This window comes from Mesorhizobium sp. M0217, assembly GCF_040321955.1.
GTDB lineage: Bacteria > Pseudomonadota > Alphaproteobacteria > Rhizobiales > Rhizobiaceae > Mesorhizobium.
Genome location: NZ_JAMYSN010000002.1, coordinates 392,898 through 408,812 on the forward strand (window position 1 = coordinate 392,898; position 15,915 = coordinate 408,812).

A 15,915-nucleotide genomic window follows, 5' to 3' on the forward strand; every position below is an offset into this window, starting at 1 on the left:
GAAAGCGGCGGCGCGCTGGCACCGCCGCATGATGGTCAAAGGCCGGACTATCAGTTCGCCACCGCGCTGGTATCGGCAAGCGCTGCAACATCTGGCGCTTCCTTGATCAACCCCATCTGCAGCAGAAGCTCGCCGGCGGTCTTGGAAAAGTCCTGGAATTCCTTGGTGAAGAATTGCTTGTTCTCCGCCTTGTCGGCCCATTTCAGGTATTTCGCCGAATCCTCGAATTCTTTCGCAGACTGCTTCACGTCGGCGCCCATGATCTCGTAGGATCTCTGCGGATCGCTCTTGATCAGGTCGAGCGCTTCGAAATAGCTGTCGGCCAACGCCTTGGCGGCGTCGGGGTTGGCGGTGAGGAATTCAGGCGTGCAGCCGACCGTGTCGAGCACCATCGGGTAGTCGAGCGTGGTCGCCAATATGTGGCCCTGATCGGACTTGTCGCGCACCGCCGAGATGAACGGCTCATAGGTGACCGCCGCATCGTTCTGGCCGGCGAGGAAGGCTTGCGCCGCCGCATCCGGTTCCAGGTTGACGACGGTCACATCCTTGGTCGACAGGCCGTTCTTGTTCAGCACCCAGGCCAGCATGAAATAGGGCGACGTGCCCGGCGCCGAGGACGCGACATTCTTGCCCTTGAGGTCGGCGACGGTCTTGATGTCGTTGCGCACGACAATGCCGTCGGCGCCATAGGATTTGTCGAGCTGGAAGATCTGCTTGGTGGTGACGCCGCTGGCGTTCCACACCAGCCAGGTCTCGACCGTGGTGGCGGCGCATTGCAGATCGCCGCTGGCGATGGCGAGCGGCCGGCTGGCCTGCGGCACCTTCTTCAGGGTCACGTCGAGGCCATGCTTCTCGAAGATGCCGGCCTGCTTTGCGAGCGTCAGCGGCGCAAAGCCGGTCCATCCGCTGATGCCGATGGTGACCGATGTGGCAGCCTCGGCCGGCACGGATATTGCAGCCGCAAGCGCCAATACCGCGGCAGCGACGATGGTCTTGTTCATGTCGGTTCCCCTTGTTTTTTCGGATGCCGAATTGTGTCACAGACGCCCATGGGCTTGTCAATGAAACCGGCCCTTCACGGCAGCGTGATGATGCGCACGCTAACGCGCATCGAACATCCAGCTGCGGTCGCGCCACATCTTTTCGCCGACCTGGCAGTCGGTCGGCCGGTCCTGCGCCAGCACCACCGGCGGATGCCCGGCCTCCTCGCGCGCCCGTTGCGGCGAAGCGGCGCCGGCCAGCTCCAGCACCAGCTTGCGGCGGATGGCTTCGGGAAACTGCGTCCAGTCATTGACCGGGATCATGAAGGATCCGGGACCGCCGATGACGCAGTCGCTGTAGTAGCGGTCGAGATTGTTGACGTCATAGGCGCCGCCGAACCCGCCGCGCGTCATCAGCGGCAGGCCGTTGATGATGATGCCTTGCTTGACCACCGCGTCGCGGGTGATGTCGACGGGCGCGCCCTGGTTGTTGGGCCCGTCGCCGGAAATATCGATGACGCGCTTTGTCCCCTGAAAACCGCTTTCGGCGAACAGATCGCTGCCGAATTCCAGCGCGCCGGAAATCGAGGTGCGCCGGGCGCTGGCCGGCGGATGGGCGGAAAGCTGCGCGGCCACCCGCTCGGCATCGGCCCGGCTGGCGATCACCGTCCACGGCACGACGACCTGCTGCGTGGTCGCTCCGGCCCATTCGACATAGGTGACGGCGACCTTGCCATAGGCGCCGTCGGCGATGGCCTGCAGAACATTGTCGTGCGTCAGCGCAGCAGCATAGCCGTGACGCTGGATTTCAAGTTCGCCCGGCGACATCGACAGCGACACGTCGACGGCCAGCACCAGCTCGACGTCGACCGGCTCGGCGGCTTGAACCGGCGGCACAAGCCAGAGCCCCAGCGCCAGCGCGGCGCTGCCTGAAAGGAAATGTCGTGCGCAAGAAAAAGCAGACATACCCGAAGGTAAGCGAAAACCGGCTGCTGACAAAGCAAAAAGCCCGGCGAGGTGCCGGGCTTTTCGATGTGTTGGTTGGAACCTATGACGCTCAACTCCGCGGTTTCAAATTCTCCGGATCGTAGAGCGGCTTGTAGCCGACGGCAGCCACCTCGACCGGGTAGGTCTCGCCGAAATATTCGATGGCGAACTTGCGGCCTTCCTGGGCATGGGCCCAGGGCAGATAGGCGAGGCCGATGTTCTTGCCGATGGTCGGGCCATAGGCCATCGACGTGGTGAAAGACCGGCGGCCGAGTTCGTCGACCAGCGTCTCGCCGGTCTTCGGATCCATCACCGGCATGGTGCCGACGGGATAGCGGGCAACGCCTTTCGCATCGACGTTCTCGGTCATCACCAGCGTGCACAGGATCGCCGGCTGGTGCTCGCGGGCGCGGTATTCGACATGTTTGGCCTTGCCGCAGAAATCGTTCTCCTTGACCTTCGGTCGGGCAAGGTCGGCCTCAAGCAGATTGTACTCGGTCAGAAGGTCGGCGTTCTGCAGGCGCAGGCTCTTTTCCATGCGCCGCGTGTTGGCATAGGTCTCGACGCCGAACGGCATGACGCCGGTCGAGCGCAGCGCGTCCCAAACGGCCAGGCCGTCCTCGTAGCGCATGTGCAGTTCCCAGCCCTGCTCGCCGACATAAGAGATGCGGAAGGCGGTGACGTCCTTGCCGCCGATCCTGACCGGCTTGATCGCCGCGAACGGGAAGTTCTCGAGCGAGAGACCATCCGGATTTTCGACCACTTTCTGCAGCGTCGCCCGCGCGTTCGGTCCCCAGATGCCGATGGTGACGTATTTTTCCGTCACGTCGGTGATGGTGACGTCAAAGCCTTTGTCCTGCGCGGTGCGCTGCATGTAGCGGAAGTCGCGCGGACCGGCGTCGGCGCCGTCGATCAGACGGCAGCGGTCGGCCATGCGGATGACGGTGAAGTCGGCGCGCACCATGCCTTCCTCGTCGAGGAAGTGGGTGTAGATACCCTTGCCGATATTGTTGTCGCCACCAATCTTGGCCGCGCACAGCCACTCCAGCAGCGCGACATGGTCCGGCCCTTCGATGTCGTACATCGAGAAATGCGAGAGGTTGACGATGCCGCAATCCTCGCTCATCGCCAGGTGCTCGGCATTGGACACCCGCCAGAAATGGCGATTGTCCCACTCGTTCTCACGTATGGGAACCCGGTTGCCATACTTCTCCAGCAGATGCTCGTTGGCGGCATAGCCATGCGCGCGCTCCCAACCGCCCAGCTCCATGAAGTAACCGCCAAGCTCCTTCTCGCGCTCCCAGAATGGCGAGCGGCGGATGTTGCGGCCTTTGGAGAACGGCTCGCGCGGATGCACCGCCGGATTGTAGACCTTCATCGCCGTCTCGGTGCAGCGATCCCAGATGAACTGCTCTTTCGTCTGGTGCGGATAGAAGCGCGCATAGTCGATGGCGTGATGGTCGATTTCCGTGCGGCCGTCCGTCATCCAGTCGGCGATCAGCTTGCCCATGCCGGGGCCGTCCTTGACCCAGATGGCGACGGCGTACCAGAGGCCCCTCACCTTCTGGCTCTCGCCCATGGACGGGCCGCCATCGGCGGTCACCTGCAACAGGCCGTTGAAGGAATGGCTTTCGTTGTAGCCGAGTTCGCCCAGGATCGGCGTCAGTTCCATGGCGCGCTCCAGCGGCGCCAGGATCTGCTCCATGTCGAGATCGCGCTGCGACGGCGACAGCCGCGCCTGATCCTTTTCCAGCAAATCGCGCGGATGGCAAAGACGCGGATTGGTCTCTTCGTAGTAACCCCATTCGATCTGGCCGCCTTCGGCGGTCCTGGGGTCGCCGGTGTCGCGCATATAGGCCGAATTACCCTGGTCGCGCAGCAGCGGCCAGCCGATCTCATTGCCCGTGCCGGCAAACTCATTGTAGGGACCGAAGAACGTCAGCGGATGATCGATCGGCATGACCGGCAGGTCTTCGCCGACCATCTCGGCGATCAGCCGGCCCCAGATGCCGGCGCAGACGATGACATAATCGGCCATGATCGTGCCGCGGTCGGTGACGACGCCCTTGATGCGGCCCTCCTCGACGATGAGAGATTTGGCCGGCGTGTTGGCGAAGGACTTCAACTTGCCCGACGCTTCCGCCTGGTCGACCAGCTTGCCGGCGACAGTCTGCGAGCGCGGGATGACCAGGCCGGCGTCCGGATCCCACAGGCCGCCCTGCACCATGGACTCTTCGATCAGCGGGAATTTTTCCTTGATCTCGGCCGGTTCGATCAGCCGGGCGCGGGTGCCGAAGGATTTGGCCGAGGCGATCTTGCGCTTGATCTCGTCCATGCGGCTGTCGTCGCCGACGCGCGCCACTTCGAGACCGCCGATGCGGGCGTAATGGCCCATCTTTTCGTAGAAATCGATCGAGTAGAGCGTCGTCCAGCACGACAGGAAATCATGGCTCGTGGTGTAGCAGAAGTCCGAGGCATGCGCGGTCGAGCCGATATCGGTCGGGATGCCCGACTTGTCGATGCCGACAATGTCGGTCCAGCCGCGCTCGATCAGATGATGCGCGATCGACGCGCCGACAATGCCACCCAGGCCGACGATGACGACCTTCGCCTGTTTCGGAAACTCTGCCATTGCCCGCGACTCCAAGGGGATAAAGCGGGCGCGTCCGCGCCCGTTCGAATGGCGCACAATATGCAGAGGACGTGGATGCAGCTACCGCCTGTTTGCGACACGTCGCGGATGCGACGCGACCCGGCGCGCCGGCGTGCCGCCAGTGGCGATCTATCTCAGGCGAAGGCCCAGATGTCCTCGGCCTGGAAGCCGACCTGATAGCCTGATGTCTTCAGCTTGACCACGACCTGGCCGATTTCGGCGGCCGGCAGCGCGCCGACCTCGACCTTGATCATGCCCGGACGATAGCGCTTGAGATCGAGCTGTTCGAAGACGATCCAGTCGGCGCCTTCGCAATCGACCAGGAAGGCGTCGATATGCGTGATGCCGTTGCGGTCGAGCAGCGTCTGCAGCGTGTCCGACGGCACCTCGATATCCCTCAGGTGCGGCGCGAACTTGTTGAAATTTACGTCGGCCTCGCCCCAGGCATTCTTGCCCGACATCAGATTGGTGTCGGTGACCGACGAGCAGCCGATGAACTCGATCGGCAGCGTGCCGGCCTCGAGTGCCGCGGCATCGAAAGTGTGGACGGTGATCGTGCCTTTGATTTTTGTCACCGCGACCGGCTCGATGACGAAGCGTTCCGTGTCGGGATAGTTGGCGCGCAACCGCTTCTGATTGTGCGGGATCGGCTCGACCAGCACGGCCCGCGCCCGCGGAATGCGGTGCAGCCACGGCGTGACGTCGTCGAACAGCGCGCCGTCGCAAGCGCCGACATTGACCATCTGGAAGGGTTGCCCGCTGCTGAACCGCGCCTTCAGTGCAGCCTTGGCCAGGAATTTCGTGCCGCGCAACGCCGGCCCGCGATCCAGCAGACCAGCGGGCAGGCCGAGCGAAAGGGCGATGCGCGCCAGGCCGGAAATGGAACTCATGGCTTATCTCCAGGTATGGCCTGCAAGGCGATGGGCCGCCTTCCATTCAGGCTTGCCGACGCCCACAGCGCCATGATCGGGCCGACGAGCAAAAGGTAGGGCGGCAGAAGGTTCGGGAAGTAGATGCGGGTGTCGTGGATCGGAAAGACGGTGAATTTCGCCAGCACGCCGAGCACCAGTGCTGCAAGCAGGATGCCGGCGCGGCGATCGAGCCGGAAGCCGGCGCGGCCGAGCGCAAACCACGCGGCCAGCGCCAGAACCGAGACCCCGACCCAGCTGTTGATGCTGATAGCGCGAATGAAGGATGCGGCAAACGCCTTGAGATAGGCGCCAACCGAGAACGGCGGCTCGAAGCCATCCATATTGTAGTGCTGCTCGATGCTGGAGAACCACAGATGCGGCCACCAGCCGGGATGCTGGGCCCAGTGCGAAATCGCGAAATAGGCGACGAAGGACGCGGCAAAGCCGGCCAGCGCGCCCCACGCCCGCTGCCGGAAGACCAGCAGCAGCACGGCGAAAATGGCCAGGAACACGATGTTGTCCGGCCGCGCCATGAAGGCCAGGAAAAGCAGGACAGCGGTCGCTGCCTCGCGGCCGCGCACATAGGCAAGCAGCCCGCCGAGGAACAGCGCCGAGCACAACAGATCCGGGGTCGAGGCGCGTGCGGCATCGCCGAAATCGGCCATGATCAGCACCGCGCCGACCACAGGCGCCAGCGCCAACGCGCCTTCGGTTCGCAGCCACAGCAGCGTGATCATCCCGAACAGCAGCACCGAGACCACCTGCAGCACCCGCATCGCCTCGACAGGCGACATCACCGAACTCATCGTCGAAAGAATCTCGGCGTAGAGGAACTTGATCCGGTACATGCCAAGCAGCGAGTGAAAGTCGGCGGCATTTTGCGCCATATGGCTGCGGAAACCGCCACCATCGTCGGTCAGCGTCTTGTAGTCGCCGGCCGACACGCCGGCCTGGACCGTGCTGTAGGCATAGTCATGCAATGCCTGCGCATCGGGATAAGCGCCCTCCTCGGCGATGGCGAGATAGGGCAGCATGTCCCAATTGGCGTCGGGCATCGTCAAGGCCATGAACGCCGTCAGCAGGATATAGAGCGAAAACGCGATCGCGCCGACCGGAGCCGCCCATCGCGCATAAGTCCCCTCGCCCCACGCGAGAGCGGCCGCAGTCAGCCGGTCGAGTGTGTTTTGCGGGGCGGGAGACTTGCTCAGCATTGTCGGACTCAGGACTTCGCTCAACGGACTTCTTTTAACGGACTTGGCTTTTGACGAAATCCTTGACGATTCCCACGATGCCGCGCGACAGCAGGCTGTCGAAAGCATCGACGAAACGGTCGACATGCTCGCGCTGGCAGATCAGCGGTGGCTCGAGACGGATGACGTTGCGGTTGTATTCGGTGAAGGCGACGAGCACGTCATAGTCGCGCAACAACAGCGCGCCGACGAAGCCCGACAGCGAGCCCTTCAGCTTGTCGTCGAGGACGCTGACGATCGGACGTAGCACCATCGGCAAGGTCTGCGAGAAGTCGTGGAACTCGAGCCCGATCATAAAGCCTTTGCCGCGCACGTCCTTGATGATCTTAGGGTACTTCTCCTTCAGCGCCTGCAGGCGCTGCAGCAGATAGTCGCCGGCAGTGGCGGCGTTGTCGATCAGCCCCTCATCATAGAGCACGTTGATGCCCTCGATCGCGGTGACGCAGGCCTCGCCCATGCCGCCAAAGGTGGCCATGGCATGGATCATCGCCGTCTTCGGCGTGCCATAGGCCTTCATATAGACCTCGCGCCGGGCGACCATCGCGCCGACCGCCGCCTTGCCTGCGCCGAGCGACTTGGCCAGCGCCGTCACATCGGGCACGACGCCATAATGTTCGAAGGCGTAGAAGCGGCCGGACCGGCCATAGCCGCACTGCACTTCATCCGCCACCCACAGCACCCCATAGTGGTCGCAGAGCGCGCGCAATTTCTGCCAGTATTGCGCCTCTGCCTGGATGATGCCGCCGCCGCCCTGGATGGTCTCGAGTACGATGACGCCGACCTCCGGGTCGGAGCGGAACAGCCGCTCGACCGCTTCGATATCGGCGAACGGAATGCGCACGGTGTTCTCAGCCATCTTGAAGTCCGCGCGGTAGAGCTGGCCGTCGGTGATGCCGAGCACGCCCTTGGTCTTGCCGTGGAAGGAATTCTCGGCATAGACGACCTTCGGCCGCTTCGGCCCGGCGGCGCGCTCGGCGAGCTTGACCGCCGCTTCCATCGCTTCCGAACCCGACGAGCCCAGAAATACCATGTCGAGATCGCCGGGCGAGCATTTGGCGATGTTGTGCGCCAGCGCCGATGCATATTGCGACATGAAGGCGATGGCGATTTCCTGGCGCTTCTCCTCCTGGAATTTGCGCCTGGCCTCCAGGATGCGCGGATGGTTGTGGCCGAAGGCCAGCGAACCGAAGCCGCCGAAGAAGTCGAGAATCTTGCGGCCGTTCTGGTCGATGTAGAACATGCCTTCGGCACGCTCGATCTTGATCTTGTGGAAGCCGAGCAGCTTCATGAAATGCAGCTGGCCCGGATTGAGATGCGCCTTGAACAGGTCGGTCATGCGCGCGACATCCATCGCCTTCGCCTGCTCGACGCTGATCAGGTCGGGCTTGGCGATGGCGGTAGGCGACAACGCCGGCGCGCCGACCATGGTGCGCGCGTTCGTCTGCTCAGGCTTGGCCATGACGGTCATTTCGGAGTTCTCCTGGTCGTCCCACTTATTCGGCGGGGACATGATTGGCGGTGACGGCAAGCCCGTCTTTCTTGGCGCGGTATTCGCTGTAGGCGGCGATCAGCATGTCCTCGTCGCGATATTGCGGCACCCAGCCGAGCTGGCGCTCGGCCTTGGATACGTCGAGCACGCACTCCTCATCGGCGATCAGATATTGTTCGGGATCCATGATCGGCATGTTCATGAGATCGAGCAGGTCGAGGGTGCGCTTGACCGCCCAGCCCGGCGTCGGGATCAGCAGCGATTTCGAGCCGGCATGCTTGATCAGGTCGCCCAGCAATTTCTTCACCGGCGGCGGATTGAGGGAGCCCAGATTATAAGCCTGGTTGGGCACGCCTGCCTTCCAGGCCGAGCGGGCAGCTTCCGCGCAATCGAACACCGAGATGAACTGATAGGGGTTCTTGCCCGAGCCGATCATCGGCACAGGAAAATTCCAGTCGATCAGTTTGAACAGCTTTTCCAGGATCCCGAGCCGGCCGGGACCGATGATCAGACGCGGGCGAAACAGCGAGATCGACATGCCGCGCTTGCGCCATTGCGCGGCGAGTTCCTCGGTCTTCTGCTTCGACCATCCATATTCGCCGAGCGGCGCGACCGGATGTTCCTCGGTCATCGGCTGGGTGACCGTATGGCCGTAGATCATGTCGGTGGTGTAGTGGACGAGCTTGGACGCGCCGGCCTTGTCCATCGCCTGCATGATGTGTTCGGTGCCATGGAAATTCACCGGAAAGAAGAAGTCGTGACGCTTGGCCCGCACCTGGATCGGCGACAGCATTTTGGCCGACAGGTTGTAGATCATGTCGTCGGCCTTCAATCCGATGTTGGCCACCGAGGCCGTATCCGTGACATCGCAGGTGACGAAGCGAACGTTGCGATAGTGCGTCAGGTCGCTCTTGACGATGTCGGCAACGACAACCTCTTCACCATCGGCCACAAGCTTCGGGGCAAGATGACGGCCGACGAAGCCGTCGCCGCCGAAAATAACATGTCTCATCGAACGATCTCGTTTGTCTGGATCTTGTCGGGGATGATGGAAGCGGTTTGGTCGTCATGCCCGCGCCCGCCCAAGTCTCGACCGCTTTGCGCGATCAGCACGGTGCCGACGCAGATGAAGGCGATGCCGGCAATGCGCCAGGCATTGAGGTCCTCGCGGAAGATGAAATAGGCGAAGATCGCAACCGCGACATAGGCAAGGCTGAGGAACGGATACGCAAAGCTGAGCTCGACCTTGGACAGCACATAGAGATGCGAAGCCATCGAGATGACGAAGGTGCACAGGCCGAGAAACACCCATGGGCTGAAAACGACCTGCAACAGCCTCAACAGCGGATTGGTGCCTTCGAACGAAATCGGCCCGAGCGACATCATGCCTTGCTTCAGCATCAGCTGCGCGGCGGCATTGGTCATGGCCGTGAACAGAATGAAGACGATATATTTCATATTTTGCACCCGCCACTCGCAACGGTCCTATTACGAACCTGCAAACATTTCGTGAAGTCACGACAATGCTTTGAGTAAACCACGAAACTTACGATCTATTCACTATGACCTATTCGGATTGTACCTATTCAGCTGCCTCGACACGCCCTGGCCGGACGTTGAGCTTTTTCGCCGTCCGCAGCCAGAAACTGGACACGAACGCCGGGTCGCGCAGCGCTTCAAGCCGCTGCCAATTCGGGAAGGAGGCCGCGAAAGTATCAGCGCCCATGCGCGCATCCTTGTACGGGTTGACCGCGCCGCCGGCCGCGACCGTGATGCGGTCGAGTTCGCTGAGCAGGGCCAGCGTCCTGTCGCCGCGATTGGGGAAATCCAGCGTCAACGTGAAGCCTGGCCGCGGAAAGGACAGCAGCCCCGGCGAGCGGATCGAGCCGAAGCGCTTCAACACGGTGAGGAAAGAGCCCTGCCCGGCCCGTCGCGCCGCCTCGAGCAGCGCCGGCACGGTCTGACGCGCGACATTTTCCGGCACCACGCTCTGGTGCTGGTAGAGACCTTTCGGGCCATACAGCCGATTCCAGTCGCCGACACCATCAAGCGGAAAGAAAAAGCCCTGGTAGCCGGTTTGGCTCGGCCCCGGCGAGCGCCCCTTCTTCCACCGATAGGCGGCGTTGAAGGCGGTGAGGAACGGCCGGTTGAGCACATTGAACGGCGGCTGGAACGGCACTGAAAAACGGGAGCCGGCGCGAGACGCCGCATGCGAACCGTACTCGGCATGATTGCCGGTCAACAACAGGCCGCGCCCGCGGCCATGGCCACCGGCAAGCTGGTCGATCCAGGCGACGGCATATTCATTGGCCTGGTCGGCGGCCTCGGCCAGTTCGAAGAATTCGCCAAGATCGGCAAACCGCGTTACCTTCTCGGCGATGTCGAGCGAATGCACCCGCATCAGCCGGATCGAGGCCGACAGGATCAGGCCGGTCAGCCCCATGCCGCCGATCGTCGCCGCGAACAGCCTTGCATTGTCGGTTGCCGAGCAGGTGTAGGTCCGCCCGTCCGAGCGCAACAGGGTGAGAGACTCGACATGGCAGCCGAAAGTGCCGCGCCGGTGATGGTTCTTGCCATGGACGTCATTGGCGATCGCGCCGCCAAGGGTGACGAACTGGGTGCCTGGGACCACAGTCGGAAAGAAGCCGTAAGGTGCAGTGTGCGCAATGATATCGGAGAGGAACACGCCGGCCTCCGCCTCGAGCAGGCCGGTCTCGGCATTGAAGGCGCCGATGCGGTTCAGCGGCCGCATGTCCACGACCGCACCTGGCTCGTTCTGGCAGGAATCACCGTAGGAGCGGCCATTGCCATAGGCGAGCAGAGCGTTCTTTGTCGCCTTGCCGCTTCGCATCAGCGCGATGGCATCGTCGGCCGCGATGGCTCGCTTTGCGGCCGGCGTGGCGAGGCCAAAACTCCGGTACCGTTCGCCGGCCATGCCCTACCAGCCTCCCGCGACCAGAAGGGCGGCGCCGATCACCACGACGATCTGGCTTCGCCAGTCGCGAATGATGAAGATGACCGGATCATCATTCATCTCGTTGCGGCGCGCCAGGATCCAGACCCGCATGGTCAAATACAGCACGATCGGCGCCAGCGGCCAGACCAGCCAGGGATGCGGATAGAGTTCGCGCACGGAGACGCTGTCCATGTAGAGCGCCAGCACCAGCGCCGAGGAGAAGGCCGACGCCATGCCCGCCTGGGCGACGATCTCCTGATCTTCGATGCGGTAGCCGCGACCGGCAATGCGCTCGCCCACCGGAATGGCTGTGGTGCGCAGTTCGACATAGCGCTTCACCAGCGCCAGCGACAGGAAGAAGAAAATCGAGAAGGCGAGCAGCCAGAACGAGACTTCGACCCCGGTCGCCGCAGCACCTGCCAGCACACGCACTGTGTAGAGCCCGGCCAGCGTCAGTACGTCGGCCAGGAGCATGCGCTTGAACGACAGCGAATAGGCTGTGGTCACCACCAGATAGCCGGCGAGCACGCCCAGGAACTCGATCGGCAACAGAAGCCCGGCGGCAATGCCGATCGCCAGCAGCACCGCCATCGCGCCGAGACCGAACGGGATCGACAAAGCGCCGCTGGCGAAAGGCCGGTTGCGTTTGGTCGGATGCTTGCGGTCGAGCGCAAGGTCGAAGAAATCGTTGAGAATGTAGATGGCGGAAGCCACGGCGCTGAAGGAGACGAACGCCAGCAGGCATTGCCAGATCATGTTGATGTTGAAGTATTCATGCGACAGCACCATCGGCACCGCGATCAGCGAATTCTTCAGCCACTGATGCACCCGCAGCATCTTGACGAATGTCTTCAATGTCCTTTTCGGCGCCGGCATCCTTTCGGCGCTATGCGCGGCCTGCCAGCGCTTCGCATGGCGGTCGGGCGCCACGACGATGGCGTTGCGTGCGGCTCCGAAAACCTTGAGGTCGTGCCGGCTGTTGCCGGCATAGTCGAAACCGCCGTCGCCATAGGCGGCGATGAGCGCGTCGCGCTTGCGGCCCGAGGTCATGTTGTGGGGACCGTCGGTCGCCAGCACATAGTCGAAGACGCCCAGATGCGCGGCGATCGTCTCGGCGAACTTGCGTGGCGTACCGGTCGCCAGCACGATCTTGCGTCCGTCGCTATGGTCGGCGCGCAGCCGCTGCAGCAGCGCTTCGCGATAGGGCAGCGAGGCCGGATCGATGTCGATGCGGTCGGCAATCGCTTGTTTCAGCCGCGCCGGGCCGGCGGCCAGCCAGAACGGAACCAGGAAAACATAGAGCGGATTCTTCTTGAGCAGGATGAACAGGCCTTCCCAAAGAAGATCGGTCGCAATCAGCGTGCCGTCGAGGTCGACCGCAAGCGGGATTGCGTTCTTGTCCGACCGCGCATCCATATCTTTCCTGCCCAGCTCAAAAACCCGTCGCGCCACGTTTCGGCGGCTTGGTATCCGGCATAGCGAGCAACGGCGCAACGAACGTTAAAACGTCTGGTTGCAACGGATATGCGCCGGGGTATTTCCCTCGTCATCGTTAAGCAACCGTTGCCGTAGACGAGAAAAGGCCGGGCATTGCCCGGCCTCTGCAAGAGCTGCTTGCCGACTTTACTTGATGCGGGCAACGCCACCCGAGATTTCCACCGTTTCCGAGCCGGTCAGGGCCTCGAGGTCACCATTGGGCAAGGTGACGAAACAGCCGTTCGGGCAGAATTCCACGGTTTCGCCGGCGGCCAACGCCAGCTCCGTCTTGCCGCCGCCTTCCGTCACGATCAGCGTACGGGTCTCAGCATCCTTGTTGACCGCGCTGGCGGCAAAGGCCGAGCCACTCGCTGCGGTAAGAGCGATGGCGACGACGAGCGACTTCCACATTTTGCAATATCGGTGTTTCCACACCGCCTCTGTTGCATTTCGCAAGGCATTCTCGCCTTTGCATGTGAGCTTATAGGAGATGCAAGCTGAACCGCAACTGAATGCCGCATTCATGCCGCAATTGGTTTGGGAGGAGCTTGGGGCCCTAGCTAGGATCGGGTTTGCGCGCCTTGCGACCAGTTTTGGCCAGCCGCTTCGCGTCGGCGGCGGCTTGCGCCTCCGCCTGCTCCTTCTCGGCGAACTCGACTTCGATCTTGTCGTCGTCGATCGGCCATGCGTCGGGCTGCTTGACCTTGACCTCGGCGCGCGGCGTCGAGGGGATTTCTATGTGCTCGGCGTCAAAAGCATCGAGCACGGCAAAGCGGATATCGTTCTGAACGATGGCGCCGTTCAGCACATCGGCCAGGAACACGCGGATTTCGAACTCGAGTGCTGCCGGCCCGAAATTGGTGAACAGCACGAAGGGTTCCGGGTTCTTCAGCACCAGCGCATGGCCGCGCGCAATCTCAAGCAGAACCGCGTGTACCCGCTTGACGTCGCTGCCATAGGCGACCCCGACCTTGATCTCCACACGTCCGAGCTTGTTGCGGTGCGTCCAGTTGCCGACGGCGTTGTTGATGAGGTTCGAATTGGGCAGGATCACCGATTGCCGCTGGAAGGTCTCGATTTCGGTGGCGCGCACGCTGATCTTCTTGACCGTGCCTGATGTGTCGCCGGCGACGATCCAGTCGCCGACCTTGAACGGCCGCTCGGCGAGAAGGATCAGGCCGGACACGAAGTTGGACACGACATTCTGCAGGCCAAAGCCGATACCCAGCGAAAGTGCGCCGGCAACAAGCGCCAGGTTGGAGAGATCGATGCCCGCCGCCGAGATGCCGACGAGGCCGGCGAGCGCGACGCCGGCATAGCCGACCGCCAGCCGGATCGAGTTGCGCACGCCGGTATCGACCTTGCCGCGCGCCATTACCGAGCCGTCGAGCCAGCCCTGGAACCAGCGGGTCAGGAAATAGCCGATGATGAAGACGACGATGCCGGTGAGGATGCCGGTGACCGAAATCGTCACCGAACCGACGGTGACGCCTGTCGCCAATTTATAGCCCCAGGCCTGGATATCGCCGGGCTGGAAGCCCCACATCAACAGGATCAGCGGCAGGAACACCAGCACGATCATCAGGTTGATGGCGACGCTGACGACGAGGCCGAGCTGGTCGAGCGCGGTGTCCTCATAGCTGGAATTGGTCTTCAGCCAGCGCCCGATGGACGTGCCGGCGAAACCACCCTCCTCGCCGATCTCGCGCGCCGACAGGAAGCCGATATAGGCGGTGAGCAGGATGGTGCCGGTGACCACGACCTGCAACGAGACGAAGATGGCAAGACCGATATAGCCGAACAGCGCCGCCGCAATCGTGAACAGGCCGAGCGCGACACAGGTGTAGCGCAGCCAGGCCGGCCAGGGGCGCCAGCGCCCGTCGGCGTCCTTGTAAGGCTTCAGCAGCGCCATAAGGATCAGGATGACGCCCACGATGACCGTGGCGACAAAACTCCTGGCCACCGTCAGCGACAGAGGCGAGCCCATCTTGTCGTTGACGATCGACAGGAAATTGTTGATGCCGATGACGACTGCCATGGCCGTCGTCAGCCGCACCAGCCAACGCGCCGGGCCGGTCTCGACCTGGATCAGGCGCCAGTTCGGCATGCTAGGCGACAGCGCCGCATTGGTCAGGCGGTTGACACAGAACACTATGGCGATGACGGCTGCCAGAGCGTTGAGGAAAACGCCTATGTCGCCGCGCAGCACATTGTAATAATTGTACAGGAACACCGTCGAGGCGAGGAAGGCGCTGACCGCCAGCGTCGGCAGCAAAGTCGACCAGAACGCCACCGACAGGCGACTGAGATACGTCGGATCTTCAACCGACGCGTCGGCCTCGAAGATGCGCCCAAACAGGCGGCGCCCACCGACCAGAAGCACCACGGCCAACGCGAGCGCCATGAGGGTCGCCGCGAGCATCGCCTGGAACTTGAACTTGAAGGCAAAGCTCAGCCAGGACGACACCGCCCTGTAAAAATTGGCGTATTCGTCCCTGGCGTCGGAAAACACCTGCGGGCTCAGTGCATCGGACAGCACATAGCGCTTGGTCAGCCCGCTGCGAAACAGCTCGCTGCGCATATTGCCGATCTTCTCGATCAGCGCATTGATGCGGATCGACAGGTTCTGCGCGCCGGCGATGACGGCGTTGATCTCCGCCTTTTCCGACGCCAGCGCCTGGCGCTCGCCGGTAACGATATCCGGTTCAGGGGGCTGTCCGGCAGCCGGGGGCGCACCAAGCTGCTCGAGCCTCGAATTGATCTCCCCCAGCCGGGACCGGAACGCCAGCGCGCTGTTCAGCGCACCGCGCGACAGCTCTTCCAGCTGCAGGCGGATCTCGACGAGGGTGGTGTCGTCGACGCCGTCCTCCTGGACTTTCTTCTCCAGAGCGTCGGTTTTCGTCGTCAAACCCTGCAGGATTTTCTGCTGGTCGGCGACCAGCCCGGCAGGCGCCTGGCCCAGCCCCTGCGCCATCGCGCCGAACGAATGCGGCGCCAAGGCAACGAGCGCGAGGACCAGGATCAGGCGAAAGAAGCGAAAAAACATAATGGTGGCGACTCAAAGGGCGGCAAGGCCGCTTCTAAAGCGGTCCTTGATAGAGACGCTCATCCCGTGGGGCAAGTCGTGGCGAAGTCATGACAGTTGGGCGCCTTGCGGGAGTCGGCCAGTCGAAAAGCCATGGCGCAATCTTGGCTTTGCGCCCGCCGCCTGCT

The 15,915-nt window shown here is 62.8% G+C and carries 12 protein-coding genes; all 12 read right to left on the reverse strand.

All coding sequences use genetic code 11. The annotated features are described in order from the left end of the window. Positions 1-50: 50 nt before the first annotated feature. Positions 51-1,001, reverse strand: coding sequence for an ABC transporter substrate-binding protein (locus NKJ18_RS06460; protein ID WP_023670382.1), 951 nt, complete (start codon positions 999-1,001; stop codon positions 51-53). 99 nt (positions 1,002-1,100) lie between these two features. After that, positions 1,101-1,946, reverse strand: coding sequence for a DUF1194 domain-containing protein (locus NKJ18_RS06465; RefSeq protein WP_023691008.1), 846 nt, complete (start codon positions 1,944-1,946; stop codon positions 1,101-1,103). Positions 1,947-2,037: 91 nt separating this feature from the next. Continuing rightward, positions 2,038-4,599, reverse strand: a complete 2,562-nt coding sequence (locus NKJ18_RS06470; RefSeq protein ID WP_023746831.1) for a GcvT family protein — start codon at positions 4,597-4,599, stop codon at positions 2,038-2,040. A gap of 155 nt (positions 4,600-4,754) precedes the next feature. After that, complete coding sequence (locus NKJ18_RS06475; protein WP_023741594.1) at positions 4,755-5,510, reverse strand: FkbM family methyltransferase; 756 nt, start codon at positions 5,508-5,510, stop codon at positions 4,755-4,757. After that, positions 5,507-6,742 carry a hypothetical protein gene (locus NKJ18_RS06480; RefSeq protein ID WP_352757986.1) on the reverse strand — a complete coding sequence of 412 codons (1,236 nt, stop codon included), beginning with the start codon at positions 6,740-6,742 and terminating at the stop codon, positions 5,507-5,509. Before NKJ18_RS06480 ends, NKJ18_RS06475 begins: the two co-directional genes overlap by 4 nt. A gap of 34 nt (positions 6,743-6,776) precedes the next feature. Beyond that, positions 6,777-8,207, reverse strand: a complete 1,431-nt coding sequence (locus tag NKJ18_RS06485; protein ID WP_245261312.1) for an aspartate aminotransferase family protein — start codon at positions 8,205-8,207, stop codon at positions 6,777-6,779. A gap of 67 nt (positions 8,208-8,274) precedes the next feature. After that, entirely contained in the window at positions 8,275-9,282 is a 1,008-nt protein-coding gene (locus tag NKJ18_RS06490; RefSeq protein WP_023670374.1) for an NAD-dependent epimerase/dehydratase family protein, read from the reverse strand. Further along, complete coding sequence (locus tag NKJ18_RS06495) at positions 9,279-9,728, reverse strand: EamA family transporter (protein ID WP_352757987.1); 450 nt, start codon at positions 9,726-9,728, stop codon at positions 9,279-9,281. Before NKJ18_RS06495 ends, NKJ18_RS06490 begins: the two co-directional genes overlap by 4 nt. A 124-nt stretch (positions 9,729-9,852) precedes the next feature. After that, positions 9,853-11,205 (reverse strand): FAD-binding oxidoreductase, encoded by a 1,353-nt coding sequence (locus tag NKJ18_RS06500; RefSeq protein ID WP_023739102.1) that lies wholly within the window; start codon positions 11,203-11,205, stop codon positions 9,853-9,855. Between the two features lie 3 nt (positions 11,206-11,208). Next, positions 11,209-12,642: a UbiA family prenyltransferase gene (locus NKJ18_RS06505; RefSeq protein WP_352757988.1), complete on the reverse strand. Its 1,434-nt coding sequence runs from the start codon at positions 12,640-12,642 to the stop codon at positions 11,209-11,211. 207 nt (positions 12,643-12,849) lie between these two features. Further along, on the reverse strand, positions 12,850-13,113 hold the full coding sequence (locus NKJ18_RS06510) for a hypothetical protein (RefSeq protein ID WP_023670370.1): 264 nt from the start codon (positions 13,111-13,113) through the stop codon (positions 12,850-12,852). A gap of 145 nt (positions 13,114-13,258) precedes the next feature. Then, on the reverse strand, positions 13,259-15,748 hold the full coding sequence (locus tag NKJ18_RS06515) for a mechanosensitive ion channel family protein (RefSeq protein ID WP_352757989.1): 2,490 nt from the start codon (positions 15,746-15,748) through the stop codon (positions 13,259-13,261). Between the last annotated feature and the right edge of the window lie 167 nt (positions 15,749-15,915).

Excerpts from the sequence above, each read along its gene's own strand:
- NKJ18_RS06505 (WP_352757988.1), bottom strand. The coding sequence starts at position 12,642 with ATGGATGCGCGGTCGGACAAGAACGCAATCCCGCTTGCGGTCGACCTC.
- NKJ18_RS06465 (WP_023691008.1), bottom strand. The coding sequence starts at position 1,946 with ATGTCTGCTTTTTCTTGCGCACGACATTTCCTTTCAGGCAGCGCCGCG.
- NKJ18_RS06510 (WP_023670370.1), bottom strand. The coding sequence starts at position 13,113 with ATGTGGAAGTCGCTCGTCGTCGCCATCGCTCTTACCGCAGCGAGTGGC.
- NKJ18_RS06460 (WP_023670382.1), bottom strand. The coding sequence starts at position 1,001 with ATGAACAAGACCATCGTCGCTGCCGCGGTATTGGCGCTTGCGGCTGCA.
- NKJ18_RS06485 (WP_245261312.1), bottom strand. The coding sequence starts at position 8,207 with ATGGTCGGCGCGCCGGCGTTGTCGCCTACCGCCATCGCCAAGCCCGAC.
- NKJ18_RS06480 (WP_352757986.1), bottom strand. The coding sequence starts at position 6,742 with ATGCTGAGCAAGTCTCCCGCCCCGCAAAACACACTCGACCGGCTGACT.
- NKJ18_RS06475 (WP_023741594.1), bottom strand. The coding sequence starts at position 5,510 with ATGAGTTCCATTTCCGGCCTGGCGCGCATCGCCCTTTCGCTCGGCCTG.
- NKJ18_RS06470 (WP_023746831.1), bottom strand. The coding sequence starts at position 4,599 with ATGGCAGAGTTTCCGAAACAGGCGAAGGTCGTCATCGTCGGCCTGGGT.
- NKJ18_RS06495 (WP_352757987.1), bottom strand. The coding sequence starts at position 9,728 with ATGAAATATATCGTCTTCATTCTGTTCACGGCCATGACCAATGCCGCC.
- NKJ18_RS06490 (WP_023670374.1), bottom strand. The coding sequence starts at position 9,282 with ATGAGACATGTTATTTTCGGCGGCGACGGCTTCGTCGGCCGTCATCTT.
- NKJ18_RS06515 (WP_352757989.1), bottom strand. The coding sequence starts at position 15,748 with ATGTTTTTTCGCTTCTTTCGCCTGATCCTGGTCCTCGCGCTCGTTGCC.
- NKJ18_RS06500 (WP_023739102.1), bottom strand. The coding sequence starts at position 11,205 with ATGGCCGGCGAACGGTACCGGAGTTTTGGCCTCGCCACGCCGGCCGCA.